The following is a 25,332-nucleotide window of genomic DNA, read 5'->3' on the forward strand; positions in this document are numbered from 1 at the left end:
GTCACACGATTCCGTAGGAGCCGCCGGGCCGCGTGCGCAGGATCTCGGCGATGCGCTGCAGCGCCACCTCCAGGATGCGCCGGTCGGCCGGGGCGCAGAGGCACAGGCGCACGCCATTGTGGGCGTTGCGCGTCAGCGAGAAGATCGTGGCTGGCGAGACGCCGACGCCTTTCAGGCGCGCCTGCAAGGCAAACCCGTCCGAGGTCCACGGTTCCTGCAGTTTCAGCCAGATGTGATAGCTGGATTCGTCGCCGCAGATCTGCCAGTCGCTTAAGATTCGGCGCGCCAGGCGCTGCCGCGCGATCGCTTCGATGCGATGCGCTTCCGCCAGGTCCATGCCGGTGCCGTCCTCGACCCAATCGGCGGCGATCTCGGCGGTGAGGGGGGCGGCCATCCAGGTGGTTGAGCGTACCACCTGCGCGAAGCTGTCGAGCGCACCCTCGGGAATGGCGAGATAGCCCACGCGCAGGCCCGGCGCCATGGATTTCGAGACGCTGGTGAAATAGTGCCCCAGTTCCGGGGCATGCGCCGACAAGGGTTCGATGTTCCTTGTGCCGAGCAGGAAGCCGTAGACATCGTCCTCGACGATCTTCACGCCGTGGCGGCGCGCGATTTCGGCAAGCGCGCGGCGCCGTTCGACCGAGACGACGATGCCGGTCGGGTTGTGCATGTTGACGACGCAATAGAACGCCTTGGGGCGCAGGTTGATGCAGGCCGCTTCGAACGCTTCCGGATCGACGCCGTCGGCATCCATTGCCACGCCATGGAGGCGGATGCGCAGGAAGTCGGCCAAGCGCCGCAGGCCCGGATAGGTCATGCATTCCGTGACCACTACGTCGCCGGGTTCGGTGATGGCGCCCAGCGCCGCGGTCATGGCGTGCTGGCCGCCGGCGGTGACGATGACGCGCTCGGCCGGCACCGGATAGCGCTGATCGCTCAACCACTGTGCGCCGGCCGCGCGATGCCGCGGCATGCCGACATGGTGATGATAGTCGAGCAGGGAATCGATGCCCGGCCGCGCCGCCACCCGCTGCAGCGCCGTCGACAGCAGGGCGTCGTTGGCGCGCGGGGTGGGGAAGTTGATGGAGAGATCGACGAAGCCGCCAGCATCCGCCTCGACCTCGCGGTCGAGCGGCATTTCCGGGCGGCGGCGCACGTCGGGGCGCACGAAGGTGCCGCGGCCGACTTCACCGCCGATGAGGCCGCGCCGCTCCGCCTCGGCATAGGCGCGCGTGACGGTGCCGACCGTGACGCCCAAGCGATAGGCGAGTTCGCGATGCGTCGGCAGGCGCGTGCCCGGCGCCATGCGTTGCTGACGGATGTCTTCGGACAGCGCATCGGCGATCGCGAGATAGCGCGGTCCGGGGAAAGTCGACAGATCGGGTTGCCAGTTTGTCATGGTGACAATGTATCGATTGACTTGAATTGATGTCAAAACAATTATGTGGGCGCGGGTACAATGTTGAACAATGTCCCGAATGCCTCAAAATATGACAGAAAAGGTGAACAAAATGTCTCGATACAAGTTTCCCGCTCTCAGCGGCCCCTCCTGGTTTGGTCGATCTAGTCCGGGCGGTGCCGCGACACTGCCACGCCGCTTCGCGGCCTTTCTGATGGATTGCCTGGAAATCTACCGCCAGCGCCGGGCCCTGGAGGCGCTCGACGAGCGCATGTTGAAGGATATCGGCCTCACGCGCTGTGACGTCGAAGCGGAAATCTCGCGCCCCTATTGGCGATGACGATTGCTTGAGCGCGGCTTCTGCACGCTGCGAAGATTGAGGAGAATTGGTCCATGAAATATCCGATTTATCAGGTAGACGCCTTCACCGACCGCGCTTTCGCCGGGAATCCGGCCGGGGTGATGCCGCTCAAAACCTGGCTGCCGGACCAAACGCTCCAATCGATCGCCGCGGAGATGAATCTGGCGGAGACCGCGTTCTTCGTGCCGAAGGGCGAGGGCTATCACCTGCGCTGGTTCACGCCCACGGTCGAGGTGAAGCTGTGCGGCCATGCCACGCTGGCTTCGGCTTTCGTGTTCAACCGGCTGATCGATCCCACCATCAAGGCGATGCGCTTCGACACGCTTTCCGGCCCGTTGCATGTCCGCGCCGACGGCGCGCGTTTCGAACTCGACTTCCCGGTCTTGGCGTTCGAGGCCAATGCCGACACGTCAATCCCGGCGCGCATCGGTAAGGCGATCGGCCAGCTTCCGGTGGATGTCGTGGTAAGCCCGGTCTATGACGCGTTCCTGGCGCGGCTGGAGAGCGTTGCGGCCGTCCGCGCAGCGGTGCCCGATTATCCGGCGCTGGAACAATTGGGCCGCGACCTCATCATCACCGCGGACGGCAAGGCGGAGGGCGTCGATTTTGTCAGCCGCTTCTTTGCGCCGCTCCACGGCATTCCCGAGGACCCAGTGACCGGCTCCTCGCATTGCGTGCTGGCCCCCTATTGGCAAGGGCAGCTTGGCAAGGACAGCTTCCACGCCCGCCAGGTGTCGCGCCGGGGTGGCGATCTGTGGCTGACCCTGGCCGGAGACCGCCTCAAGATCGCCGGCCATGCAGTCTGCGTTCTCTCAGGGGAAATCGAGGTAAATTAAGCGTTTAAGATCAGGAGGCGGATGGCCGCACCAGGCATCTGCCTCCCCGGCCGCTCTTGCACCGCGAAAGGCTTTGCGCTAATAGCCCTTGCCCAAGCGGTCATGCGATGGGGGCCGAGCACCCCGCGCGTTTCATCGGTTTGGGTAATCTCCGGATTTACCGAGCCGAACGACCCATGACCAGCGTCCCCACCGATAACAGCGGCGAAAAGTTCCTGCTGCCCGCAGGGCTCGGCGACGGCCTGCCGCCGGAAGCCGGCTTCGAAGCAGCGATGGTCGAGCGCCTGGTGGCCTCTTTCGCGCGCTGGGGCTATGAGCGCGTCAAGCCGCCGCTGATCGAGTTCGAGGATTCGCTCCTTGCCGGTCCCGGCGAGGCGATGGCCGCCCACACCTTCCGCCTGATGGACCCGATCTCGCAGCGCATGATGGGCTTGCGCGCCGACATGACGCCGCAGGTCGGGCGCATTGCCGCCAGCCGCCTGCAGAAGATGCCGCGCCCGTTGCGCCTCTCTTATGCCGGCCAGGTCCTGCGCGTGAAGGGCGAGCAGATGCGCCCGGAACGCCAGCTGGGCCAGGTCGGGGTCGAACTCATTGGCGCCGAAGGGGCCGCCGCCGATGCCGAAGTGGTGCTTCTTGCGGTTGAGGCTCTGACCAGCCTCGGTGTCCCCGACCTTGCCGTCGACATCAACGTGCCGCGCCTGGCGCCCAGCATCCTGCAGCATCTGCCGGCGCCGCAGCGCAACGACCTCATCGCCGCCCTCGACCGCAAGGACACGGCGCGCGTGGCCGAACGGGCGGGCGATCAAGCGGCGCTTCTTTCTGGCCTGCTGCGCGCCGTTGGTCCGGTCGAAACGGCCTTGCCGGTGCTGGAAGGCCTCGCGCTGCCGGCAGAAGGGGCCGAGGTCCGCGCCAACCTGGCAGCGACCATCGCCCTCATCCGCAAGGCGGCACCGGATCTCACCCTCACCATCGACGTCACCGACCATCGCGGCTTCGAGTATCACTCCGGCATCGCCTTCACCTTGCTGGGGCGCGGTGTGCGCGGCGAGTTCGGGCGCGGCGGCCGCTATGTCAATCATGCCGGCGAAGCGGCGACCGGCTTCTCGCTCTATCTCGACACCTTGCTGGCGACCCTGCCGATGCCGGCCGAACCCAAGCGCGTCTTCGTGCCGTTCGGCGCCGACGCCAAGGCGGCGCTCAAGTTGCGCACCGAAGGCTGGGTGACGGTGCAAGGCCTGCAATCCGCCGACGCGCGCGCCGAAGCCCGGCGCCTGCGCTGTTCCCATTTCCTGCTGGATGGCCAAGTCGCGGCCACCGGCAACTGATCTCTAGAGGAATATCATGGCCAATGTAGCGGTAATCGGCTCGCAATGGGGCGACGAGGGCAAAGGCAAGATCGTCGATTGGCTCAGCGAACGCGCTGACGTCGTCGTGCGCTTTCAGGGTGGCCACAATGCCGGCCATACGCTGGTCATCGGCGGCGTCACCTACAAGCTGTCGCTGCTGCCTTCCGGCATCGTGCGGCCGGGCAAGCTCTCGGTCATCGGCAATGGCGTCGTGGTCGATCCCTGGCATCTCCTCAAGGAGATGGACGGATTGCGCGGGCAGGGTGTGACCATCAATCCGGACAATCTGGTCGTCGCCGAAAACGCGGCGCTGATCCTGCCGCTGCACAGCGAGCTCGACAAGCTGCGCGAAGGGGCGGCCGAAGGCGGCGCCAAGATCGGCACCACGGGGCGCGGCATCGGCCCGGCCTATGAAGACAAGGTGGCGCGCCGCGCCATCCGCGTCTGCGATCTGGCTGACGGGAAGGGCCTCGAGGCCAAGGTCGAGAACCTGCTGCGCCACCACAATGCGCTGCTGAAGGGCATGGGCGCGCCGCTGGTCGATGGCGCCGATCTGCTGGCCAGGCTTCGCGCCATCGCGCCGCAGATCGCGCCCTTTGTGCGACCGGTGTGGGAAATGCTCGATACCGCCCGCAAGCGCGGCGACCGCATCCTGTTCGAAGGCGCGCAAGGCGTCATGCTCGACGTCGATCACGGCACCTATCCTTACGTCACCTCGTCCAATACGGTGACGGGGCAGGCGGCCACGGGCTCCGGCATCGGCCCCTCAGGGATCGGCTATGTGCTCGGCATCACTAAGGCCTATACGACGCGCGTCGGCTCCGGCCCGTTCCCGTCGGAACTCACCGACGAGATCGGTGAATTGCTGGGTGCCCGCGGCAAGGAATTCGGCGTGGTGACCGGCCGGAAGCGCCGCTGCGGCTGGTTCGACGCCGCCCTGGTGCGCCGCGCCGCGAAGGTCGCCGGCATCAGCGGCATCGCCTTCACCAAGCTCGATGTCCTCGATGGCATGAAGGAGCTGAAGATCTGCACCGGCTACGAGATCGACGGCAAACCCTATGCCTATCTCCCCGCCGCCTCCGACCTGCAGGCTCGCGCCAAGCCGGTATATGAAACGCTGGAAGGCTGGTCCGAATCGACCCAGGGCGCCCGCTCCTGGGCGCAGCTGCCGGCGACCGCGATAAAATATGTCCGCCGCGTAGAAGAACTGATCGAGGTGCCGGTGGCACTGCTCTCGACCAGCCCGGAACGCGACGACACGATCCTGGTGAAGGATCCGTTCGCGGATTAAGCGCGGCCACTCTTCAGTTCATTGTCATGCCCCGGCTTGGCCGGGGCATCCACGAGTTACTTTATTTACGCGGCTGCAAACTCGTGGATGGCCCGCCTACGCGGGCCATGACAGTTGTGCAAAAACTCAACATCCCTCCACCCGCTGCAAGAACGTCTCGATCTCCCGGCGGACCAGGGTCGTCTGGCGGGTGAGTTCGTTGGCGGCAACGAGCATGTTGGTGGCGGATTCGCCGGCTTCGGCGGCGCAATTGCTGACGCCGTTGATGTGACCGGCCACGGAACTGGTGCTGTCGGCGGCCTGCTGCACGTTGCGGGCGATCTCCTGGGTGGCGGCACTCTGCTGCTCGACCGCCGCCGCGATGGTCGAGGTGACTTCGCTCATGCGGGCGATGGTGCCGGTGATGCTGTCGATCAGCGTCACGGATTTCCGCGTCTCCTCCTGGATGGTGGAGATCTGGCCGCCGATCTCCTCGGTGGCGCGGCCGGTCTGTCCGGCCAGATTCTTCACTTCCGACGCGACGACGGCGAAGCCCTTGCCGGCCTCGCCCGCGCGGGCCGCTTCGATCGTGGCATTGAGGGCGAGGAGGTTGGTCTGCTCGGCAATCGCGTTGATGAGCTTCACCACATCGCCGATCTTTTCGGCCGCCAGTGCCAGACCCTGGACGGAACCGTCGGCATTACGCGCCTCCGTCACCGCCTGGCCGGAAATGCCCTTCGATTGCTGTACCTGGTTGCTGATCTCGACGATCGAGGCTGATAGCTGATCGGTCGCCGCCGCCACGGCATGGACGTTGCTGGTTGCCTGTTGCGATGCGTCGGTGACGGTGCGCGCTGTGTTCGTCGTCAAGGTAGTGCTGTCGCCCAGAGATTTCGCCATGGCCTGCAATTCCACCGCCGCGCCGTCGACCGATTGCAGCGCGTTCTGGATGATGCCGGCGAAATCGTTGACGGCTTCGGTCACCTGCTTCTGCCGCTTCTGCCGTTCCTCCATCAGCGCTTCCTGATAGGTCGAGAGCGACAGATCGACATCGAGCATCACAGCCGTGGTGACGGCGCCGCTCAAGGCGCCGCTTTGCGCGCGGGAAAAGGGATATTGCCGGGCGGCGAGCAGCAGCAGCTTCCTGAGCACAAAGCCATAAGCGCCGATATACCAGCGCGGGGCGAGGCCGATCCGGTTATGCGCATGACCGACTGCGCGCACGCTGTCGAAATAGCCCTGGTCGAAGCGTCCGGAGAAGAGTGTTTCCCAATGTGCGGACTGTGCCTTCATCAGGCGCGCGCGTTGAGTGCCGATGAGAGCGGCGAGTGCCGGAATCTGGGCGACATGATTATAGAAGTCTTCGAGTATGCCCGGAAGTGCCGGTGCCACGGTCGGCCAGAAATCCCGCAGCAGGCGGCACGTTTCTGCCGTGATGCCGAGATAGCTCAATCGTTCGGCATGTTCTTCTGTGGCCGGTATGGCCTTGGCCGCAATCTGTTCCAATTCGCGTACTCCCCTGCTTGTTTGAAGGTTCGACGGATAAGCTGATCGTGCGTCGTGGTGCTCCTAACGATATCTAGCGCCCGCTTGCTCGTGTCTCGGACCGTGCCTCGGATTGGCCCGCGGTCGGAATCGGCTGCAACCGGGTGCCCTCGAACACGAGCCGCGCCGTGGTGCCGACGCCAAGGGCGCTTTCCAATTGCAGCGTGCCGCCCTGCAACTCGGCCATGTTGCGTACGAGATGCAGGCCGAGCCCTGTGCCGCCGAATTTGCGGTTCAAGGCACTGTCGATCTGGCCGAAAGCCTGCATCGCCTTGGGGATGTCCGCGGGCGCCATGCCGATGCCGCTATCAGCGACCGCGATAACCAGTTTGCCATCCGGTGCCAGGCGGGCGCTGACATCGATGCCACCCTTCGGCGTGAATTTGACGGCATTGGAAAGAAGGTTGAGCAGCATCTGCTTCAGCAGCCGTTCATCGGCGATCAGCAGCGGCAGCTCGGGTGCCACCTCCAGAGTCAGATAGAGGCCGGCGGCCTCGATACGGTCGCGCACCATCTGCACGCTGGTCGAGATGGCGCTGCCTATGTCGACTTCCTCGTCATGCGCCATGAGCCTGCCGGCTTCGATCTTGGCCATGTCGAGCACGTCGTTGATGACATTGAGGAGATGGGTGCCGGCCGCGTGGATGTCCGTGCAATAGGTTCGGTAGCGCGAGGAACCGAGCGGCCCGAAGGTTTCGCGCTGCATGACCTCGGCAAAGCCGATGATGGCATTGAGCGGCGTGCGCAATTCGTGACTCATGTTGGCGAGGAACTCCGACTTGGCGCGATTGGCCAGCTCGGCATGCTGCATCGCCTCACGCAGCGCAATTTCGGCGCCGACCCTTTCGCTGATGTCGCGCCCTTCGGCGATCAAGAGAGTGACGGCGCCGTTTTCGTCGCGGATGGGCTTCAGGGAGAAATCGACGACATGGGTGCGCAGGTCCACGCCCTGGATCTCCAACTCCTGGCGCACGGTCTCGCCGGCCGCAGCGCGCGCAATCAGGGTTTCAAGCTCTTGCCTGCCGGCGGATGGCTTCTGGTGCCACCAGGCCGCTTCGGTGAAGGGGCGGCCGACCGTGCTGTGGCGGGTGAGGCCGCCGATTTCGAGGGCGCTGCGATTGAGTTCGACGACGATTCCCTCCGGCGTCAGCAGGCCCACATATTGGAAGGTCTGCTCGAAGACGGCGCGGAACAGGCGCTCGCTCGATTTCAGCGCCTGCTCATTGCGCTTGCGCTCGGTCACGTCGCGCAGGATGGCGGTCAGCATGCTCTGGCCGCCGAAGGTGAAATGCATGATCGAAGCGTCGACCGGAAAGGTCTCGCCGGATTTGCGCATGGCAAGGATCTCGGTGCGCTGCCCCATGCGGCGCGTCTGGCCCTTGCTGGCGACGAAATCGCTCATATGCTTGGCGTGCATCGCGCGGAGGCTCGCCGGTAACAGCATGTCGAGCTTGCGCCCGATGACATCACGCGCCTCATAGCCGAACATGCGCTCTGCGCCGTGGCTGAACAGCTTGATGGTCCCGTCGACGGTGACGGAGATGATGCCGTCATCGCTCAGTTCGGCGATCTTGGCGAGATGCGTCTGCGTCGCGCGCAGTTGTTCGCGCATGCGCCTGGCCGGTGCGGTATCATCGAGCGTGACAGCAATATAGGGCTTGCCGTCGAAACGCAGGCGCCGACAGGATACTTTCAATTCGAGGTTGCGGCCGCTTTTGGTCAGTCCGGTGATGCGCCGCCACACCGGCGGTTGTCGGGTGCTGCTCGTGGCATGTTCGAGCAGATTGTCGATCTGTGGCATGAGTCGGCTGACCGGCTCGCCGATGATGTCTTCGACTTTATATTTGAACAATCGCCTTGCGCCGTCGCCGAAATGCGCGATGCGACCATTGGGGCGAATGAGGATGGTGGCGCTGGTGGCGCCATCGATGATCAAGGACGTGCCAAAATCACGCGGGGCGACGGCCTTGTTCAGGCGATTTGTATTTCTATCTAATGCTCGAGAAGCTGGCTGTTTGGCTGCCATGCTACATCTCTTGCGCGCCTCTTAGAGGGAGGTGTTCAACTCGCGCGGTGTCGATCTGCGACGATTTGTCCGCGTCTCTGCATGATAATTAGAATTGGTCACAAATGCAGGGGAATGATGAAAATCTGGGTGATGTACTTAGGTATGCAAAGAGCTGTTGGACTTGTCATTACGTCACGTTGACATTGTCGACCGCGCGCAGGTGTCAAATTTTTAAGAATTCGGACTAACAATAGTGCCTGGGCGTAGTGAGTGAACTCAGCAAAAGTGATCGAGTGAGTGCGATTGAATGACGGTAATGTCCGCCTTGCCCATCTCCTGTGCCCAATGTCCACGATTGAAGACCGCCTTTTACCGCAGTGAACAGCAGACTCTTTCCGAGATGGAAGGGTTACGCACCGGTCATCGTCACTTCCCAGCCAAACGTACGATTTATCGCGAAGGTGAAGTCGCACCTGAAATGCTGGTTATCTTCGACGGCTGGGCGTTCCGCTATAAGTTGCTGCCCGGTGGCCGTCGCCAGATTCTCTCTTTCCTTTTGCCCGGCGATCCGATTGCACTGCCGCTGCTGACACTCGACCGACTAGCCTTCTCGGTGCAGTCGCTGACTTCGGTGACGGCCTGCGCGTTTGAGCGCCATTGCTTTGCTGACTTCGTGGCCGGCCATCCGCAGGTATCGCGCCAGGCCGATGTCTGGTGCATGGCCGGACAGGCCGCCGCAGATGAACGCTTGACCGATCTCGGACGGCGCACGGCCTATGAACGGGTCGGCCGGCTGATCCTGGAACTGGTCACGCGCATGGAAGCCAAGGGCATCGCCACCGGCAACCCGATGTTCTTCCCGCTCGGGCAGACGCACATCGCCGACGCGCTGGGGCTTACCGCGATTCATGCCGGGCGCGTGCTGCGCCGCTTCCGCAGCGAGGGCGTGCTTTCGCTCCATCGCGGCCGGCTGGAGATCTTGGACCGCGCCGCGCTGCGTCGGCTGTAGGCTCAGCCGGGGTGCCGCTTCGGTACCACCAGCTTCGAAACCAGCACCTGCACAACCTCGCCGCGTTGGTTGCGCGTTTCGCTGCGCATCGTCACCATGCCGCGCTCGGGCCGTGATCGTGACGGCTTCACCTCGAGAATTTCGCTCGTGACCTGCAGCACGTCGCCGGGCCGCGTTGCCTGGGGCCAGGAGATTTCGCCGCCGGCGCCGATGAGACCGCCGGCGATACCGGGCGTGGTCGCCGTCAGCAGTTTCATGGTGATGGCCGCCGTATGCCAGCCGCTGGCGGCGAGGCCACCGAAGAAGGTTCCCTTGGCCGCCGTTTCATCGAGATGGAAGGGCTGCGGATCGAAGGCACCGGCAAAGGCCTTGATCTGCGCCGCGTCGAGCGCGTGGGTCGGACTGACGAAGGTCTGGCCGACAGTGAGATCTTCGAGATAGAGGGCGTCTGTCATGGGACATTTCCATAGATTTCCGCGCGGAATGTGTCGGCCAGCGCCTTGAGGTCGGGTCCGAAGACGCGCGCGGCGGTCATCGGCGGGAAGGCGGCGCGGATCGTCGTCAATGTCGACGCCAAAGCGGGCGGCGCCGCGCGCTCGGTCATGTGGAGCGCCTGCGACGCGACGGCACCGAGCATCGCCAGGGCGGCTTCAAGGCATACTCCCACTTCCTCCTGCGCCTTCCAGGCAAGGCCGGTGAGCGGCGCCACGTCGTTCTGCCCGAAGCCACCGGCTTCGCTTCCCGGCAGGAAGGTGCGTTGGGCCGCGCGCTTGGCCTGTTCGGCATAGCCAACCTGGACGAAGCCGACGATGCCGATATAGGCCTCGTCCGCCGCCTGCAACTGGTCGGGCAGCAGGGAATAGCGGCCGTCGAGCAGCTTGGTGTTCTGCCGCTCGGCAAGAATGCAAAGGTCGGTCGCGGCGGCGGCGAGATTGTCGAGCGCCGGATAGGCGCGTGCATTGTGATAGCCGCCATTGCTGTAGACGCGGGGCTTGGCATGCGCTGCATCCGGCATCAGGAAGACTGGGTTGTCGGTGACCGATTGCAGCGAGCCTTGCGCGATCTCCTCGGCCTGCACGACGGCACGGCGCATCTGCCCGAGGACGCGCGGCAGGATGCGATAGGAGACCGGTGCCTGATAGGGGCGGCGCGGCGTGGTCCCGCCGGCCAGCAGCTCACGCAGCCGCTGCAACGCCTGTGCTTCAAAGGGATCGCCCCACAGATCCTCGAAGGCTGCGTCATAGGCTTCGAGCGGTGCCTTGATCGCCTCGGCCGACAGCGCGAAGACACGTTCGGCGAGATCGAGGCGCCGCCGCATGGCGATCGCCGCATCGGCGATGAGGGCGCTTGCCGCGGGCGATCCGTTGATCAGCGACAGCGCATCCTTCTCGCCCAGCGGAAATTTTTCGGCGAGATCGATGATGAGCGGCGCCATCCACAGGATTTCGCCGGCGCCACCCTGGCCGCTGATGGAGACCTGGGGCAGGGGGGCGCCATCCAGCAGGCCCGCCACCTGATCGGCCAGGGCCGGCGTCACCGCCGCATGGCCCTCGATGAAGTTGGCGAGGCGCGCCAGGATGATGCCGCGGGCGACCCGTTCCGGCGCCGGCGGTCCGAATGCCACGGCCGTGCTGCGCGGCGGGCGCTGGGCATGCTGGCGCCGCGCCTCGCCGGTGAAGCGCTTGTTGGCATGCTGGCCGTAGCCGCTGGTGACGCCATAGATGGTGATGTCCGGATCGGTATCGAGGAGCGCGATGAAGGCTGCGCGCGCATTGGCCATCGCTGCCTGCGCCACGGGCCCGAGACGCACCGCGGCGCCTTCCCAGGCAACCCGGCGATAGGTGGCGAGCGTGAGGTCGGTTCGTCGGTTGAGTTCGAGCGGCATGGAGGCAGGCCTCTTTCCTGGGGATCCTGCCAGTCTTAATCGATTCCCAGGTCCCGCAGGAGCGCCAAAACGAGGTGGAACTTTCTCCGAAAGGGCCTGTTGAGGGGGGCAGGCGGCGCATACACTGGACTAACCGGCAGCGCCGCCGATTCGGGAGAGAGAGATGAGCTTGTCGCGATTGATCGCAGCCCTTGCCTGCACCGCCACCCTGCTGGTTCCGGCCCTGCCGTCGGCCAAGGCGGCCGGCACGGGCGTCAATATCGGCGTGCTCGATTGCCAGGTGGGCGAGGGGGTCGGCTATATCATCGGGTCGAACCGGAGCGTGGCCTGCATCTTCAAGCGCGCTGACGGGACGTCCGAGCATTACCACGGTGAAATCCGCCGCTGGGGCCTCGATATCGGCTTCAGCCGCGAATCGCGCATGTTCTGGGGCGTCTTGGCGCCTGGCCATGTCGAACCGGGTGCGCTTTCCGGCACCTATGCCGGTGCGGGTGCCGACGTGGCGGCGGGCCTCGGCGTGGGCGCCAACGCGCTCTTTGGCGGCAACGCGCGCCAGATCGCCCTGCAGCCGGTCACCGTCAATGGCAGCATCGGCGTCAACGTCGCCGCCGGCGTCGCCAAGCTCACCCTGGCGGTGGGGAAATAACCGCCGCCTTCTCGGATTTCGGCCCCTAGGATTTTCGTCTGGGGCCTAACCCCTTATTAACCAGTCCGGCATCAAAACTGCATTGGTATCCTGGGTTACCCTGGACCCGCCCGGAATCCCTCCGTGGCGCGGCAGAATTTGCCTGACCGGGATGGGCTGATGGCGGCGGTGAGCATCAAGGAAGCGGTGGAACTGGGCGATCGCTATGAGATCGCGCCGGGTCAGCGCCTGCCTGCCATGGATAGCGGGATGGCCGAAGCCTACGCCGCCACCGACCGCGTCGATCCCTCGCGCAAGGTCTTTGCCCTGATTTCGCCGGGTCATCTTTCCAACCGCGGCCTTGGCCTGTTCCCGGCCCGCAATGCCGCTGGCAGCTATCTGATGTGGCCGGTCTCGGCCGCCATCATCGACTGGCCGGTCGGCGTCGAAGGCAGCGAGATCCTGTGGGGCCGCCGCCCGGCCTTCATCTATTCGATCCCGGCCGGCGAGAAGCTGATGGGGCCCAACGGCCAGCTGCCGCAGCTCGGCGAAACGCAGCTGATCAAGAATTTCATCCAACCGGCCATACAGCTCGTTCGCGACCTGGTGCTGATCAGCGCGCCGCACCGCGCCATCAGGCCGCAGAACATCTATTTCCAGAGCGGTAATTCGGGCGACCTGATGTTCGGCGACTGCCTTGCCTCGCCGCCGGGCGCCAGTCAGCCGGCGGCGCTGGAGACAATCGACAATGCGATGTCCGATCCGATCGGACGCGGTGTCGGTTCGATCGCCGACGACATCTATGCGATCGGCGTCACCGCGTTGATGCTCTATATGGGCCGCGACCCGGTGGCGCATCTCAGCGACGAGCAGATCATCAATGCCAAGATCAATTCCGGCTCCTTCTCGACACTGGCCGGCGGCGAGAAGCTGGCGCCGAGCCTGGCTGAACTGTTCCGTGGCGTGCTCTGCGACAAGGTCTCGGATCGCTGGACCATCAAGCATCTCGAAGGCTGGATGACGGGTGCCCATTTCAACCCGACCCTGCCCAGCATACCGCAGCGCTCTTCCCGGCCCTTGAAGTTCTGCGGCGGCGAATACCTCAACAAGCCGGCGATGGCACATGCCATGTCGCGGCACTGGAACGAGGCGATTGCACTTCTGGCCGGGGGCGACTTCGACAATTGGTACAAGCGCGGCTTCGGCGACGAAAAGGCGCCGGACAAGATGCTGCGCATCCAGGGCCTCTCGGCAGCCTACGGCCCGCAATCGGGCATCCGCGACCGCACGGTGGCGCGCTTCATCATCCATATGGGCGTGCAGCTGCCGCTTTGCTACAAGGACATCCGCACCACGATCATGGGCATGGGCGCCATGCTCTCGCATTACTACGAGCGCAAGGAGAAGGTGCAGCAGATCGCCGACATGATGAATGCGCGCCTGCCCCATGCCTGGTTCGAGGAACAGCCCAATCTGCGCCCGGAACAGATGCAGATGCGCCGCGCGCTGGAGATGATCGACAAGGTCATCGATCGCCAGGCGCCCGGCTACGGCATCGAACGCGTGCTTTATGAACTGGATCGCGGCACGCCCTGCAAATCATCGCTGATCAGCGATTATTACGTGGTCAACACGGCGGATCTGCTGCCGGCGATCGACGCGGCCATTCCGGGTGCCCCGCATGGCACGCTGCCGATGGACCGCCACATCGCCGCCTTCATCGCCACCAACATGAAGCGCTCGATGGATAACGAGATGATCGGGCTCGCCAATCGCGCCGACGAGATCGGCTATCGCACGGCCATCCTGCGCCTCATCGCCATCGTGCAGCGCGTGCACCAGCAATATGAACTGCCGCGCCTCGCGCAGGTGATCGTCGAGATGCTGGAGCCGGTGATCGCTTCCTTCCACAATACGGGGATGCGCAACCACATCCGCAGCGAGATCGAGACTCATGCCAGGGACTGCCGCTTCGACGAGATGCTGCTGCTGCTCGACGGCGACGGATCGCTGCGCCGCGCCGATGATGATGGCTTCGCCCAGGCGGTCCAGCAATATGCCAATCTCGAACGCGGCCGTTCGTGGCTGGTCAATGGTGGCCTGACCGAAACCTCGCGCGTTCGCGGCATCGCCCATAAGGCGGCGGCAATGATCGCAACACTGAGCTGCAGCGCGGGGCTGGCTGCCTATGGCCTTTACGCGGTGCTGTTCTAGGATGCGGAGGCTCGCACATGGCCGATAACGCGAATGCCGGCGCGCCGACCGGAATCAAGCCCTGGGTGCTGTTCATCCCGGTGCTGCTCATCGGATTGGTATTCCTGCCCAGCGCCGTGGTCGTGGGGGTCGGCATGCTGCCCACCCTGGTCGCGCGCGTTGTCGACAGCTCGCCGGGGAAGCGCCTCTCGATCACGGTGGGCGGATTCAATCTCATCGGCTGCCTCTATTTCCTAAACGCTATCTGGGCGGCCGGGCAGGGGATGGGCGACATCCGCCCGACCTTGAGCGACAGCCTGGGCTGGCTCAGCGCCTTGACCGGTGCCGGGGTCGGCTGGGTCGTCTTCGGCGGCATGCCCATCGTCATCGCCAAGATCGCCGAAACTCAGACGGCGCTGCGCATGCGCCATGTCCTCAAGGAGCAGGACCGCCTCGTCGAGGAATGGGGCGAGCCCGTGCGCGGCATCTACGGCGTGCAGCAGGTCGTGAAGGAAGAAGCGGAGGAGTGAGACAGGCCCCGGCCCCCCTCCCAACCCTCCCCCCTGAAGGTGGGAGGGCTTCACGCCAACAGCTCGCTCAAATCTCCTCCCACCTTCAGGGAGGAGGTCGGGTGGGGGGCTGGTTCAGGCCCCGCTCTTACTTCACCTGATCGACATCGCGGATGGCGCCGCGGGCGGCGCTGGTGGTGAAGGCGGCGTAGGCGCGGAGCGCCGGCGAGACGTTGCGCTTGCGGTTGTTGCTGGGCTTCCAGCCGGCCTTGCCCTTGGCCTCCATCGCCTTGCGGCGCTCTGCCAGCACATTGTCGGCGACGGCAAGCTTGATGCCGCGCGAGGGAATATCGATCTCGATCCGGTCGCCATTCTCGACGAGGGCGATGAGCCCGCCCTCGGCCGCTTCCGGCGAGACATGGCCGATGGAGAGGCCGGAGGTGCCGCCGGAGAAACGCCCATCGGTGATGAGCGCGCATTCCTTGCCGAGGCCCTTCGACTTCAGATACGAGGTCGGATAGAGCATTTCCTGCATGCCCGGCCCACCACGTGGGCCCTCGTACCGGATGACGACGACGTCGCCGGCCTTCACTTCGCCTAAGAGAATGCCGGAGACGGCATCGTCCTGGCTTTCATAGACACGGGCGGGACCCGCGAAGACGTGGATGCTCTCATCGACGCCGGCGGTCTTCACGATGCAGCCATCGAGTGCCAGATTGCCTTTGAGGACGGCGAGGCCGCCATCCTTCGAAAAAGCGTTCGCGGCATTGCGGATGACGCCGCCCTTGCGGTCGAGATCGAGTTCCTTCCAGCGCTTGTCCTGGCTGAAGGCGGTTTGCGACGGGACACCGCCGGGGGCGGCGAGAAAGAATTTCTGCACGCTCTCGCTGTTGGTCTGGGCGATGTCCCAGCGGCGCAGGGCGTCGCGCAGCGATGTCGAATGCACGGTGGGTTCGTCGCCATGCAGCAGGCCGGCGCGGTCGAGTTCGCCCAGGATCGCCATGATGCCGCCGGCACGGTGCACGTCTTCCATATGCACGTCGGACTTGGCCGGGGCCACTTTGCACAGGCACGGGACTTTCCGCGACAGGCGGTCGATGTCTTCCATGGTGAAGTTGACGCCGGCCTCGTGTGCCGCAGCGAGGAGATGGAGGACCGTGTTGGTCGAGCCGCCCATGGCGATGTCGAGGCTCATGGCGTTCTCGAACGCCTTGAAGGTCGCCACATTGCGCGGGAGCACGTTGGCATCGTTCTCCTCGTAGTACCGACGGGTGATATCAACGATCAACCGGCCGGCTTCGAGGAAGAGGTTTTTCCGATCCGCATGCGTCGCAAGCGTCGAGCCGTTGCCGGGCAGCGACAGCCCCAAGGCTTCGGTGAGGCAGTTCATCGAATTGGCCGTGAACATGCCGGAGCAGGAGCCGCAGGTGGGGCAGGCGGAACGTTCGATCGATTCCACTTCGGCGTCGCTATACTTGTCGTCGGCCGCCGCGACCATTGCATCGACCAAATCGAGCGCCACGGTCTTGTCCTTCAGGATCACCTTGCCGGCTTCCATCGGCCCGCCCGACACAAACACAACCGGGATGTTGATGCGCAGGGCCGCCATCAGCATGCCCGGCGTGATCTTGTCGCAATTGGAAATGCAGACCATGGCGTCGGCGCAATGGGCGTTGACCATGTATTCCACGCTGTCGGCGATGAGCTCGCGCGAGGGCAGGGAATAGAGCATGCCGTCATGGCCCATGGCGATGCCGTCATCGACCGCGATGGTGTTGAACTCCTTGGCCACACCGCCCGCCGCCTCGATCTCCCGCGCCACCATCTGCCCCAGATCCTTGAGGTGGACGTGGCCGGGCACGAACTGGGTGAAGGAGTTGACCACGGCGATGATCGGCTTGCCGAAATCGCCGTCCTTCATGCCCGTGGCGCGCCAGAGGCCCCGGGCGCCGGCCATGTTGCGGCCATGGGTCGTGGTGCGGGAACGGTAAGCGGGCATGATTTTCTCCTTCGGGCGCGCGGGCCTTCGGCTGCCCGCTGCCTATGGTTATGTGTCGAAAATGTCATATGGCAGGCGGCGAAGAGGGTCAAGGAACGGAGCCGTGCAAGCCGCGCAGGCGGTCATGAGGCATGGTTGCTACCCTTTCGATTGTCGTGTCGTCCGCCTTGGCGGCTCTCTGCGTCGGTGTTGCAAGCCAGTCGGCCATCAATCGGTCGGGGGCAATCGCTCGAACAGTAGGCGGTGGGACGACGCGTGACCGCCGGCTGCGCCGATCGCTTGGCCTGCCGATCACAGGGAACCGCATCACCCAGCGGGACGAGGGGACGCCGCTTGATCCAGCGCGGGCGTGCGGAAGGCCGATTGACCCGGGCGGCCCGCAGGGGAGCCGCGTAACCTTGAGGCGGCTCACAGGGGATCGGATTGCGCCCGGATCCTGGCGGGAACGACGGTTATCCCCCGGCTTTCAAGCGGGGTCGTTCCAGGCTGCCGATGTATCGCCACGGCCTGACGTGGGGCCCAGGCATGCCGCAAGACGCGCGGAACACCGGGTTGATCCCCACCGACCTGCCCGCGGGTCACCCCACGGGAGAGCTGAAGCCTGTGCCGGCGAACAGTCGAACGATTGCCCAAGACCGGCGAACCGGCCGTACTCGTGATCAAGTGCGCGCAGTTTGTATAGTAACGGATTCCTATGGCAGAGTCAAGAACAAAATAGGAACAGTCTCTGATCGATGGGTGAATATGACCGAGGTCTCATAGCGTCTATGCGCTTGTGAATGAATCAGACTTGGTATCGAGCGCCTTGAGAGCTGACGAACGCTGCGCTGATCTCGGGTCAATGCTGCTGTTGCGCTAACGCATCTGCAACCCATTGCTCTTTCGTTATGTGCGGGTAATGCGGTGCCAGCACACGACGCAAGCAAATGACGATCACGACGGCGAAGGCTTGCATATAGTCTCTGCCGGTTGGTTCCTCGTGGAAGTATCTAAACTCCTCGAACGCTCTTGCATTGACGGCTAGGCGCTGCCCAATCGACTCTTCATTGTCCTCTGGAAGCAGCGCAAGGATCGCGGCGACCAACTCTTGCTTGGCTGCGGCTGGAAGATTGTCGAACAGAACTTTCGTATTGTGCCCGTTGATCCTGTCGTTGTTCCCTTGGGTGAACATCGCCAACGCTTTGAGATAGAGCTCCGTTGCGAATGCTATGCACGTGACGCCTGGGATGCCTGTCTGACGAAAGGTGCGATTGTTGACGCGCTCTATGAATTCGTCTGTTGGGTCTAAGCGATCACCCATGACCCTTTCGATCTCTGCGGCGACTGCTTGCTCGTTATCTTCTAACAGCCGGTAAGCGTTGTAGAAGTGATCGGCAATCATGAGGATCGTTTTGCTCATGGTGTGACCCCTGGTGCTGCACTTGATGGTGGTATACTGTATCAAAATCAACCGAAAGTCCTGTGCGGAATCGGCACACAAATCTGGGCTGGAATTTGGTGGGAGCAAGTAGGGGAGGCTAGCAAATGGCAAGACAGTGTGGTGGTTGCACCATGTGCTGCAAGGTGATGGCGATTGACGAGATCGCGAAGCCGGTCAACGTATGGTGCCCTCACTGTGACGTGGGCGTCGGTTGCAAAATCTACGCGACGAAGCCAAGCGAATGCACCACGTTTCAATGCGGCTGGCTGAGCGACTCGAAGTTCGGTGACGAATGGTATCCAGGCAAGTCTAAGATGGTTCTGACTGCTGACAATGGCGGAAACAGGATCACCATTGCTGTGGATCCGGGTCGAGCGGATGCCTGGCGCAAGGACCCATACTACAGACAAATCAAGACGTGGGCACACGCGGCTTTACCTCATCAAGGTCAAGTCATGATCAAGAACGGTGATCGTATGACGATGATTCTTCCTGACGACGATGTTGATCTAGGGATTGTGCGCCAGGACCAGCTGATCGTCACAGGTGAACAGCAAACGCCGCAAGGTGTAAAGCTGAGAGCGTTCGTGATCGATAGGGATGACCCGCGCGCTAAGGGGTTGAACCCGGGCAATTGGAGCGACGTGATCTTGAAGAAGTGACGGGGTAGGAAATGACCGAAGACGCAATACTTCAAGCCCAGGCGACGATTGACGCGGCCTGGATCGGGGGCGGGCTAACGCTACTTGCGGCTCTGATCGCGGCTGGCGGAGCGATCTATGGTGGCGTGAAGGCATATCAAAGTGCGGTGCGACAGATAGCGCTAGCGGAGAACCAACACAAGGCGAAGGTGCGAGCGTATCGCTTTCATATCAAGAGCATCATGAGAAGTATCGAAGTGGTAGCTGATGCTGAGCTTGAAAGCTGTGACGTTGCGTTGCAGGAAGAGACGGAGCGCGGTTACACGACAGACCTCGAAATCCCTAACGAGTTGACGCCTAGTGAGTGGGAGAATCACGCACTGCTTGGCGTCGATATCATCGAACGAATTGAGCAAGTCTACGCAGCGTTGCGGGACGTTGAATTATTCTTTCAGCCACCTATCGGCGATGTGGATGCCGAGCGCGAGGTGTGGTTAAGGCTTCAATCTGCGGCGCGCCTTGCGCAAGGAGCTATCGCGGTACATGAATCGCTAGACTAGCACCGAGAACGCTATGGGCCGCAAACCAGATACTGGGGTGGGACCTCCTCACCTAAAAGAAATCGACAACGAGACGCTTGAAACATTCTATCAGCCCATCGGCAAGCTAATGGTGTCGTTCGCCATATTTGAAACCGTGCTCAATCACAATATCGATATGTTGTATCTGATGGGGGAAGGGCGCCATATACAGGCGAAGAAGCCTCGAACGCTTGAAGAAAAGCGCGATTTCATGAAGAAGGGGTTTGCAAAGCGATACTATCTTTCGACGCACAAGGAGCGTGGTGCAAAGCTGATAGCGGAGTTGAACCCGATCATCGATATACGTCATACAATCGCTCACGGCTATATCACGGCGTTTGATACTAAGCGGAACAAAGTCGTCTTTACGATGGATGATACACGCCGCAACACTACTGTGCAGACGAAGAAGCTTTTAGGGCTGAATCAAATTAAGAAGGCGGCAGCTGATATCCATCGGCTCACTTGGAACTTGACGTCACTTGCTCGTTTCCTTCACGAAATCATGAGAGAACTCCACGAGATGACGCCAGAGGAGCTTTTGAAGGAGCTAAAGGAGCGAGCGATGGAGGGAAAAATCTGACCGAGGGTAAAAATCAGGGTCAGACTCCGATTTTTCAGTTGTTGCGCGCTCAGTAATACTGGATGCCCGGGTCAAGCCCGGGCATGACGGATAGGGATGCGGTGCCTTCGCTCGTCGGTGACAAACTCGCAGATGGTTGACCGCAGCCGACGGCCGACCATGATGGTGGGGGAACTCTTTCAGGAGAGAGTTGTCGCTGCCGGCCCCCGACTAGCCCTCTCCACTAAAGGTAAGACGGGTTTTGCTTCGCGCTCGCATTTAAATTCTCTACGCTCCATCTTCTGTCTTTCATCGAATGCCGCAATCCTAGTCCACGAACTGTATCTGCCGCGCAACCACGCTCTTTATGCATTCGCTGCGTTCACACACGGCGATACGCAATCCCTTGTGACATTCGCGTACGGGCCCTTGGCGTGCGCTCATCTTGCGTGACGGCGCCTTGCCAACGGTGCTTGGATTTTTGCGCGTTCATCGCCCGCCAGCTTCGCGTCCATCATCCACAATGAAATGACAGGGGAGGATCAGGCACATGAAATCCACGGAACGCGCGCGCGTGAAGAAGATGATTGCCCGCAACGATAAGGTTGCGCCGACGGATATGACGTGGCGTCCGAAATCGACCGCCACGCGGAAATCGGTCGCGCAGATACTGGGGCAACAAGATGGCATGAAGGCGCTGAAGCGTGAATTCGATGCCGTCACGGCCAAGGCAACGGCAGAGGCCGAGGCGCAGGCCGCCAGGCAGCGCAAGGCTGCCGTCGCGGCCTCCCGGAAGCGCGGGGCATTGCGCAACGCCATGGGCCGCGATCGCATCAAGGGCTTTCAGGCAGTGGGCGGCCTCAACAATCTCACCAGCGATACGCCGCGCTTCCTGCTGCAGACGCCGTTCGAGATTTCGCTGGTGGGTGCCAACCTCACGGAGCACCGAATCCAGACCGGGACCTCCTTCGCGCGCTTCGGCTTTGTCTTCGGCAGCGGCCGCAACAGCGCGGCGCGGGTGCATTTCTCCTATGTCTGGCAGAACCCGACCGACAAGTACGTGCTCATCAACGCGCATGGCTACGTCATCTTCGATGGCTATATCGAAGTGGGCGTCAATGGTGGCTTCTGGCCGGGCGACCGCGCCGCGAGCCTGTCGGTGCAGGGCTATATGAGTGTTCATGATTGGGGGCAGGCGCCGTTCTTACCCAGCGCCACCACATTGACCCAGACGGCGGCGGCCTTGAACGAATCCGATGGCGGCTTCGGTGCAGTCGGCGCCATCGCGGCGAAGGACGTGTTCCGCGGTTTCGATCTCGACACATCGCTCTATATCGTCAAGCCGGGCGGTACGATCGGCTTGGTGATCGCCGCCAACTTCCCCTACTGGACGGGCGACGATGGCGGCCGCGTGGTCGCGGATTTCGAAGAAGGCGGCCACCGCGTGACCAGCCCTGGCGTCCTTATCCAGATCGTCAGCTAAGGGGGCGCGGATTGAGGTGGGGGAGTCATCGGTTGCGGCCCCCCCCCCGGCCTCCCCCCTGAAGGGGGGAGGAGATGAGAGCAAAGCCCTCCCACCTTCAGGGGGGAGGGTTGGGAGGGGGGCATTGCTGACGCACCCAAACCAAAAAGGCGAGCCTTTTGGGCTCGCCTTTTTCCGTTCCGGTCTCGGTGAGAAGCTCTACGCCATCTCGCCGATCAGTTTTTCGTCGATCGCCTGTTTGCGGATCGAGCGTTGCAGTTTGTCGAAGGCGCGGACTTCGATCTGGCGGACGCGTTCGCGGCTGATGCCGAATTCGGTCGAGAGGTCCTCGAGCGTCGTCGGCTCGTCCTTCAGGCGGCGTTCGACCAGGATCTTGCGCTCGCGCGGCGTCAAGGTCAGCATCGCCTTGTCGAGCAGCTTCTTGCGCATGCCGAATTCCTGATCGTCGGCGACGCGGGTTTCCTGGCTCTCGGTCTCGTCGACCAGCCAATCCTGCCACTCGCCTTCGCCGTCGATGCGCAAGGGCGCGTTCAAGGAATGATCCGGCGCCATCAGGCGGCGGTTCATGTCGATGACGTCGTTCTCGCTCACATTGAGGCGCGTCGCGATCTCGGTCACGTTCTCCGGCGTCATGTCGCCTTCCTCCAGCGCCTTGATCTGGCCTTTGACGCGGCGGAGGTTGAAGAACAGCTTCTTCTGGCTTGCGGTCGTGCCGATCTTCACCAGCGACCAGCTGTGCAGGATGTATTCCTGGATGGCGGCGCGGATCCACCACATCGCATAGGTGGCGAGGCGGAAGCCCTTATCGGGGTCGAAGCGCTTCACGGCCTGCATGAGGCCGACATTGCCTTCGGAGATGACTTCGGACATGGGCAGGCCATAGCCGCGATAGCCCATGGCGATCTTCGCCACGAGACGCAGATGGCTGGTCACCATGCGGTGCGCCGCTTCCGGGTCCTGGTGCTCCTGCCAGCGCTTGGCGAGCATGAACTCCTCGGTCGGCTCCAGCATCGGAAACCTGCGGATCTCCGAGAGGTACCGGCCCAGGCTGTTCTCGCCGACAAGGGCGGGAAGTGTCGTCGTTGCGCTTGCCATTTTTTCCCCAATCTCTCTGTCGATACCCAATCTTCGCCGGAGATCTTGGCCACTTTATGGCAAAGACTGACCGGGAAGCTCGGTTATCGATATGATTAAGATAGGTTAACAAATCCGTTCTTCAAGTCCCGTCGAAACCTGAAACAAATCAAAAGCTTATTTGGTTCCGAGGAGCCGGGCCAGTTCGACCATGTCGGCCGGTATGTCCGACTCCCACTCCATATACGTGCCGGTGCGGGGGTGGATTACACCGAGAAGGGCCGCATGCAGGGCCTGACGGGGAAAGGCCTTGGCAGCCTCGCGGGCGGCATCGGAGAGCTGGGCGCGCCTTGCGATGGTGGCGCGGCCATAGACCGGATCGCCGATCAGCGGATGGCCGATATGGGTCATGTGCACGCGGATCTGGTGCGTGCGGCCGGTCTCCAGCCGGCACTCGACGAGGGCCGCCCCGAGGCCGAAGCTCTGCTCGACCTGGTAATGCGTGATGGCTTCCTTGCCGTTCCGACTGACCACGGCCATTTTCTGGCGGTGGGTGGGATGGCGGCCGATCAGCGTCTCGATCGTGCCGGCCTTGGGGCTGGGCAGGCCCCAGACCAGGCATTTATAGGCGCGCGTAATGTCGTGGGCGGCGAAGGCCTCGGACAGGGCGTGATGCGCCGCGTCGTTCTTGGCGGCGATGATGAGGCCGCTGGTATCCTTGTCGATCCGGTGCACGATGCCGGGCCGCTTCACCCCGCCAATGCCGGAGAGACTGTCGCCGCAATGCGCGATGAGGGCGTTGACCATCGTCCTGTCGGGATTGCCGGGGGCAGGGTGGACCACCATGCCGGCCGGCTTGTCGACGACGATGATGTCGGCATCCTCAAAGGCGATGTCGAGATGGATATCCTGGCCCTGCGGCACGGGCGGGGCGGCATCGGGTACATTGAGCAGATAGGTCTGGCCCGGTTTGACCCTGAAGGAGGGCTCGTTTATGGTCGCGCCGCTCGTCTCGAGCGTGAGATTACCCGCTTCAATCAAGGCCTTGAGCCGGCTCCGCGACATGTCCGGCAGAAGTGCCGCCAGCGCCCTGTCGAGGCGCTCGCCGGACGCGTCTTCCGGGATGCTGAGCTGAAGTGGGGTGGTCGAGGTCATTTTGGGGTGCCAGATGAATGTGGAAACCAGGGAAGTACCCAGCAGGGAAGTACCCCGGCAGATGCGCTTACTCAAGGCATTGGTGATCGGCTTCGCCATTCTCCTGCTCGCCGCCGCCGGCATCCTGATCGCCGTCGGGCTCTCAAGGATGGGAAAACCGGGCTTCGACCTCGCCACTTTGCCGGTGCCGGACGGTTGCCGGGTGGAGCAGATAGCGACCGAGGGCGAGCGGCTCATACTCTCCGTTGGCGGGCGGGATGATTGCCGCCGGGTGCTGATCGCGGATATGAAGAGCGGCAAGCTCATCGGCCAATTCGAATTGAAGACTCCCTGAAGGTAGGATCATGAATTTCTGCAGCGACAATGTGGCGGGCGTGGCGCCCGAAATCATGGACGCGATCCAGAAGGCCAACCAGGGGGCCATGCCGTCCTATGGCGCCGATGCGATTACCGCCCGGGTCGAGCAGCGCCTCGGCGATCTCTTCGAGCGCCGGGTCTGGGCCTTTCCGGTCAGCACCGGCACCTCGGCCAACGCACTCGCCCTCTCGACATTGACGCCGCCTTACGGCGCCATCTATTGCCACCCGGAAGCGCATATCATGGTCGATGAATGCGGGGCGCCGGAGTTCTATACCGGCGGCGCCAAGCTGGTGCCGATCGCGGGCGCTGGCGGCAAGATGACGGCAAAGGATGTGGCGCATGCGCTCGATAACGCGCGTGCCGGCGACGTGCATCATGTGCAGCCGGCGGCGATCAGCCTGACGCAGGCCAGCGAATGCGGCACCGCCTATACCGCGACCGAGGTGGGCGCCATCGGCGAGATAGCAAAACGTCACAAGGTGAAGCTGCATATGGACGGCGCGCGCTTCGCCAACGCCGTGGCGCATCTCAACGTGACGCCGGCGCAGATGACCTGGCAGGCGGGCGTCGACGTCCTCTCTTTCGGCGCCACCAAGAACGGCGCGCTGGCGGCCGAAGCCGTCGTCTTCTTCGACGAAGAGCTGGCGGCAAGCTTCGGCTTCCGGCGGAAGCGGGCCGGGCATCTCATCTCCAAGATGCGCTTTGTCTCCGCCCAGCTCGACGCCTATCTCGAAAACGATCTGTGGCTGAAACTGGCGCGCCACGCCAACGCGATGGCGCGCGATCTGGTGGCGGGCCTCAAGCCCATCCCCGGCGTTCACCTGCTGCACACGGTCGAGGCCAACGAGATCTTCATCCGCCTGCCGCTCGAGATCGTGGCCGGCCTCCGGCGCGCCGGCTTCGATTTCTACGACTGGCCGGGCGCCGCCCCCGGCACGATCCGCCTGGTGACCAGCTTTGCCACCCGGGCAGAAGACGTGGCCGCCTTCATCGGCACGGCAAATAGCCTAGCCAAAGCAGCCAGTTAGATCGGGCTTGATCGAAACGCCCCGATCCTCTAAGAGTTCGCCC

General features: G+C 63.2%; 23 protein-coding genes. 14 read left to right on the forward strand and 9 right to left on the reverse strand.

What is annotated here, in order from left to right; translation table 11 throughout:
* Position 1 precedes the first annotated feature (1 nt).
* Positions 2 to 1,399: a PLP-dependent aminotransferase family protein gene (locus ACE3OA_RS05430; protein ID WP_374308699.1), complete on the reverse strand. Its 1,398-nt coding sequence runs from the start codon at positions 1,397 to 1,399 to the stop codon at positions 2 to 4.
* 112 nt (positions 1,400 to 1,511) lie between these two features.
* On the opposite strand from ACE3OA_RS05430, the gene ACE3OA_RS05435 reads away from it, so the two are divergent.
* The 4 genes from ACE3OA_RS05435 (at position 1,512) to ACE3OA_RS05450 (ending at position 5,233) form a co-directional block, all read left to right on the forward strand.
* Entirely contained in the window at positions 1,512 to 1,739 is a 228-nt protein-coding gene (locus ACE3OA_RS05435) for a DUF1127 domain-containing protein (RefSeq protein WP_374308701.1), read from the forward strand.
* 53 nt (positions 1,740 to 1,792) lie between these two features.
* Positions 1,793 to 2,596 carry a PhzF family phenazine biosynthesis protein gene (locus tag ACE3OA_RS05440; protein WP_374308703.1) on the forward strand — a complete coding sequence of 268 codons (804 nt, stop codon included), beginning with the start codon at positions 1,793 to 1,795 and terminating at the stop codon, positions 2,594 to 2,596.
* A 176-nt stretch (positions 2,597 to 2,772) separates the two neighbouring features.
* A complete protein-coding gene (locus tag ACE3OA_RS05445; protein ID WP_374308705.1) occupies positions 2,773 to 3,921 on the forward strand; it encodes an ATP phosphoribosyltransferase regulatory subunit in 1,149 nt (382 codons plus the stop codon).
* Positions 3,922 to 3,937: 16 nt separating this feature from the next.
* Positions 3,938 to 5,233, forward strand: a complete 1,296-nt coding sequence (locus ACE3OA_RS05450) for an adenylosuccinate synthase (RefSeq protein WP_374308707.1) — start codon at positions 3,938 to 3,940, stop codon at positions 5,231 to 5,233.
* A gap of 126 nt (positions 5,234 to 5,359) precedes the next feature.
* Here the strand turns inward: ACE3OA_RS05450 and ACE3OA_RS05455 are convergent, their stop codons facing one another.
* Positions 5,360 to 6,718: a protoglobin domain-containing protein gene (locus tag ACE3OA_RS05455; protein WP_374308709.1), complete on the reverse strand. Its 1,359-nt coding sequence runs from the start codon at positions 6,716 to 6,718 to the stop codon at positions 5,360 to 5,362.
* Positions 6,719 to 6,791: 73 nt separating this feature from the next.
* Positions 6,792 to 8,693 (reverse strand): PAS domain S-box protein, encoded by a 1,902-nt coding sequence (locus ACE3OA_RS05460; protein WP_374308711.1) that lies wholly within the window; start codon positions 8,691 to 8,693, stop codon positions 6,792 to 6,794.
* A gap of 388 nt (positions 8,694 to 9,081) precedes the next feature.
* Between ACE3OA_RS05460 and ACE3OA_RS05465 the strand changes: the two genes are divergently transcribed.
* Positions 9,082 to 9,774: a Crp/Fnr family transcriptional regulator gene (locus ACE3OA_RS05465; RefSeq protein WP_374308713.1), complete on the forward strand. Its 693-nt coding sequence runs from the start codon at positions 9,082 to 9,084 to the stop codon at positions 9,772 to 9,774.
* Between the two features lie 2 nt (positions 9,775 to 9,776).
* Here ACE3OA_RS05465 and ACE3OA_RS05470 read toward each other — a convergent pair whose 3' ends face one another.
* Together ACE3OA_RS05470 and ACE3OA_RS05475 are read right to left on the reverse strand one after the other, a co-directional pair.
* Complete coding sequence (locus ACE3OA_RS05470; protein ID WP_374308715.1) at positions 9,777 to 10,229, reverse strand: MaoC family dehydratase; 453 nt, start codon at positions 10,227 to 10,229, stop codon at positions 9,777 to 9,779.
* Positions 10,226 to 11,659, reverse strand: coding sequence for an aromatic amino acid lyase (locus tag ACE3OA_RS05475; RefSeq protein WP_374308717.1), 1,434 nt, complete (start codon positions 11,657 to 11,659; stop codon positions 10,226 to 10,228). The genes ACE3OA_RS05470 and ACE3OA_RS05475 overlap by 4 nt, the downstream gene beginning before the upstream one ends.
* Positions 11,660 to 11,822: 163 nt before the next feature.
* Here ACE3OA_RS05475 and ACE3OA_RS05480 point away from each other — a divergent pair, with 163 nt between their 5' ends.
* The 3 genes from ACE3OA_RS05480 (at position 11,823) to ACE3OA_RS05490 (ending at position 15,007) form a co-directional block, all read left to right on the forward strand.
* Positions 11,823 to 12,305 carry a DUF992 domain-containing protein gene (locus ACE3OA_RS05480; RefSeq protein ID WP_374308719.1) on the forward strand — a complete coding sequence of 161 codons (483 nt, stop codon included), beginning with the start codon at positions 11,823 to 11,825 and terminating at the stop codon, positions 12,303 to 12,305.
* A gap of 123 nt (positions 12,306 to 12,428) precedes the next feature.
* On the forward strand, positions 12,429 to 14,498 hold the full coding sequence (locus ACE3OA_RS05485; protein ID WP_374308722.1) for a hypothetical protein: 2,070 nt from the start codon (positions 12,429 to 12,431) through the stop codon (positions 14,496 to 14,498).
* Positions 14,499 to 14,515: 17 nt separating this feature from the next.
* On the forward strand, positions 14,516 to 15,007 hold the full coding sequence (locus tag ACE3OA_RS05490; protein WP_374308724.1) for a hypothetical protein: 492 nt from the start codon (positions 14,516 to 14,518) through the stop codon (positions 15,005 to 15,007).
* A 127-nt stretch (positions 15,008 to 15,134) separates the two neighbouring features.
* On the opposite strand, the gene ilvD is transcribed toward ACE3OA_RS05490, so the two are convergent.
* Both ilvD and ACE3OA_RS05500 read right to left on the reverse strand, forming a co-directional pair.
* A complete protein-coding gene (gene ilvD, locus ACE3OA_RS05495) occupies positions 15,135 to 16,985 on the reverse strand; it encodes a dihydroxy-acid dehydratase (RefSeq protein ID WP_374308726.1) in 1,851 nt (616 codons plus the stop codon).
* Between the two features lie 838 nt (positions 16,986 to 17,823).
* The gene (locus ACE3OA_RS05500) at positions 17,824 to 18,384 is read right to left on the reverse strand and encodes a hypothetical protein (protein ID WP_374308728.1); all 561 of its coding nucleotides are present in this window, start codon (positions 18,382 to 18,384) and stop codon (positions 17,824 to 17,826) included.
* 167 nt (positions 18,385 to 18,551) lie between these two features.
* Here ACE3OA_RS05500 and ACE3OA_RS05505 point away from each other — a divergent pair, with 167 nt between their 5' ends.
* From ACE3OA_RS05505 to ACE3OA_RS05520, 4 genes are all read left to right on the forward strand, one after another.
* Positions 18,552 to 19,067, forward strand: coding sequence for a hypothetical protein (locus tag ACE3OA_RS05505; protein ID WP_374308730.1), 516 nt, complete (start codon positions 18,552 to 18,554; stop codon positions 19,065 to 19,067).
* Between the two features lie 11 nt (positions 19,068 to 19,078).
* On the forward strand, positions 19,079 to 19,606 hold the full coding sequence (locus tag ACE3OA_RS05510) for a hypothetical protein (RefSeq protein ID WP_374308732.1): 528 nt from the start codon (positions 19,079 to 19,081) through the stop codon (positions 19,604 to 19,606).
* 13 nt (positions 19,607 to 19,619) lie between these two features.
* Positions 19,620 to 20,210 carry a hypothetical protein gene (locus ACE3OA_RS05515; RefSeq protein WP_374308734.1) on the forward strand — a complete coding sequence of 197 codons (591 nt, stop codon included), beginning with the start codon at positions 19,620 to 19,622 and terminating at the stop codon, positions 20,208 to 20,210.
* 529 nt (positions 20,211 to 20,739) lie between these two features.
* Complete coding sequence (locus ACE3OA_RS05520) at positions 20,740 to 21,672, forward strand: hypothetical protein (RefSeq protein WP_374308736.1); 933 nt, start codon at positions 20,740 to 20,742, stop codon at positions 21,670 to 21,672.
* 198 nt (positions 21,673 to 21,870) lie between these two features.
* On the opposite strand, the gene rpoH is transcribed toward ACE3OA_RS05520, so the two are convergent.
* Together rpoH and ACE3OA_RS05530 are read right to left on the reverse strand one after the other, a co-directional pair.
* Complete coding sequence (rpoH, locus tag ACE3OA_RS05525; RefSeq protein WP_374308738.1) at positions 21,871 to 22,767, reverse strand: RNA polymerase sigma factor RpoH; 897 nt, start codon at positions 22,765 to 22,767, stop codon at positions 21,871 to 21,873.
* Between the two features lie 156 nt (positions 22,768 to 22,923).
* Complete coding sequence (locus tag ACE3OA_RS05530) at positions 22,924 to 23,901, reverse strand: RluA family pseudouridine synthase (protein WP_374308740.1); 978 nt, start codon at positions 23,899 to 23,901, stop codon at positions 22,924 to 22,926.
* A gap of 61 nt (positions 23,902 to 23,962) precedes the next feature.
* Here ACE3OA_RS05530 and ACE3OA_RS05535 point away from each other — a divergent pair, with 61 nt between their 5' ends.
* Together ACE3OA_RS05535 and ACE3OA_RS05540 are read left to right on the forward strand one after the other, a co-directional pair.
* Positions 23,963 to 24,235, forward strand: coding sequence for a hypothetical protein (locus ACE3OA_RS05535; RefSeq protein WP_374308742.1), 273 nt, complete (start codon positions 23,963 to 23,965; stop codon positions 24,233 to 24,235).
* A gap of 10 nt (positions 24,236 to 24,245) precedes the next feature.
* Positions 24,246 to 25,289 carry a low specificity L-threonine aldolase gene (locus ACE3OA_RS05540; protein WP_374308744.1) on the forward strand — a complete coding sequence of 348 codons (1,044 nt, stop codon included), beginning with the start codon at positions 24,246 to 24,248 and terminating at the stop codon, positions 25,287 to 25,289.
* Positions 25,290 to 25,332 lie beyond the last annotated feature (43 nt).

Source organism: Dongia sp. (assembly GCF_041906375.1).
Classification (GTDB): Bacteria; Pseudomonadota; Alphaproteobacteria; order Dongiales; family Dongiaceae; genus Dongia.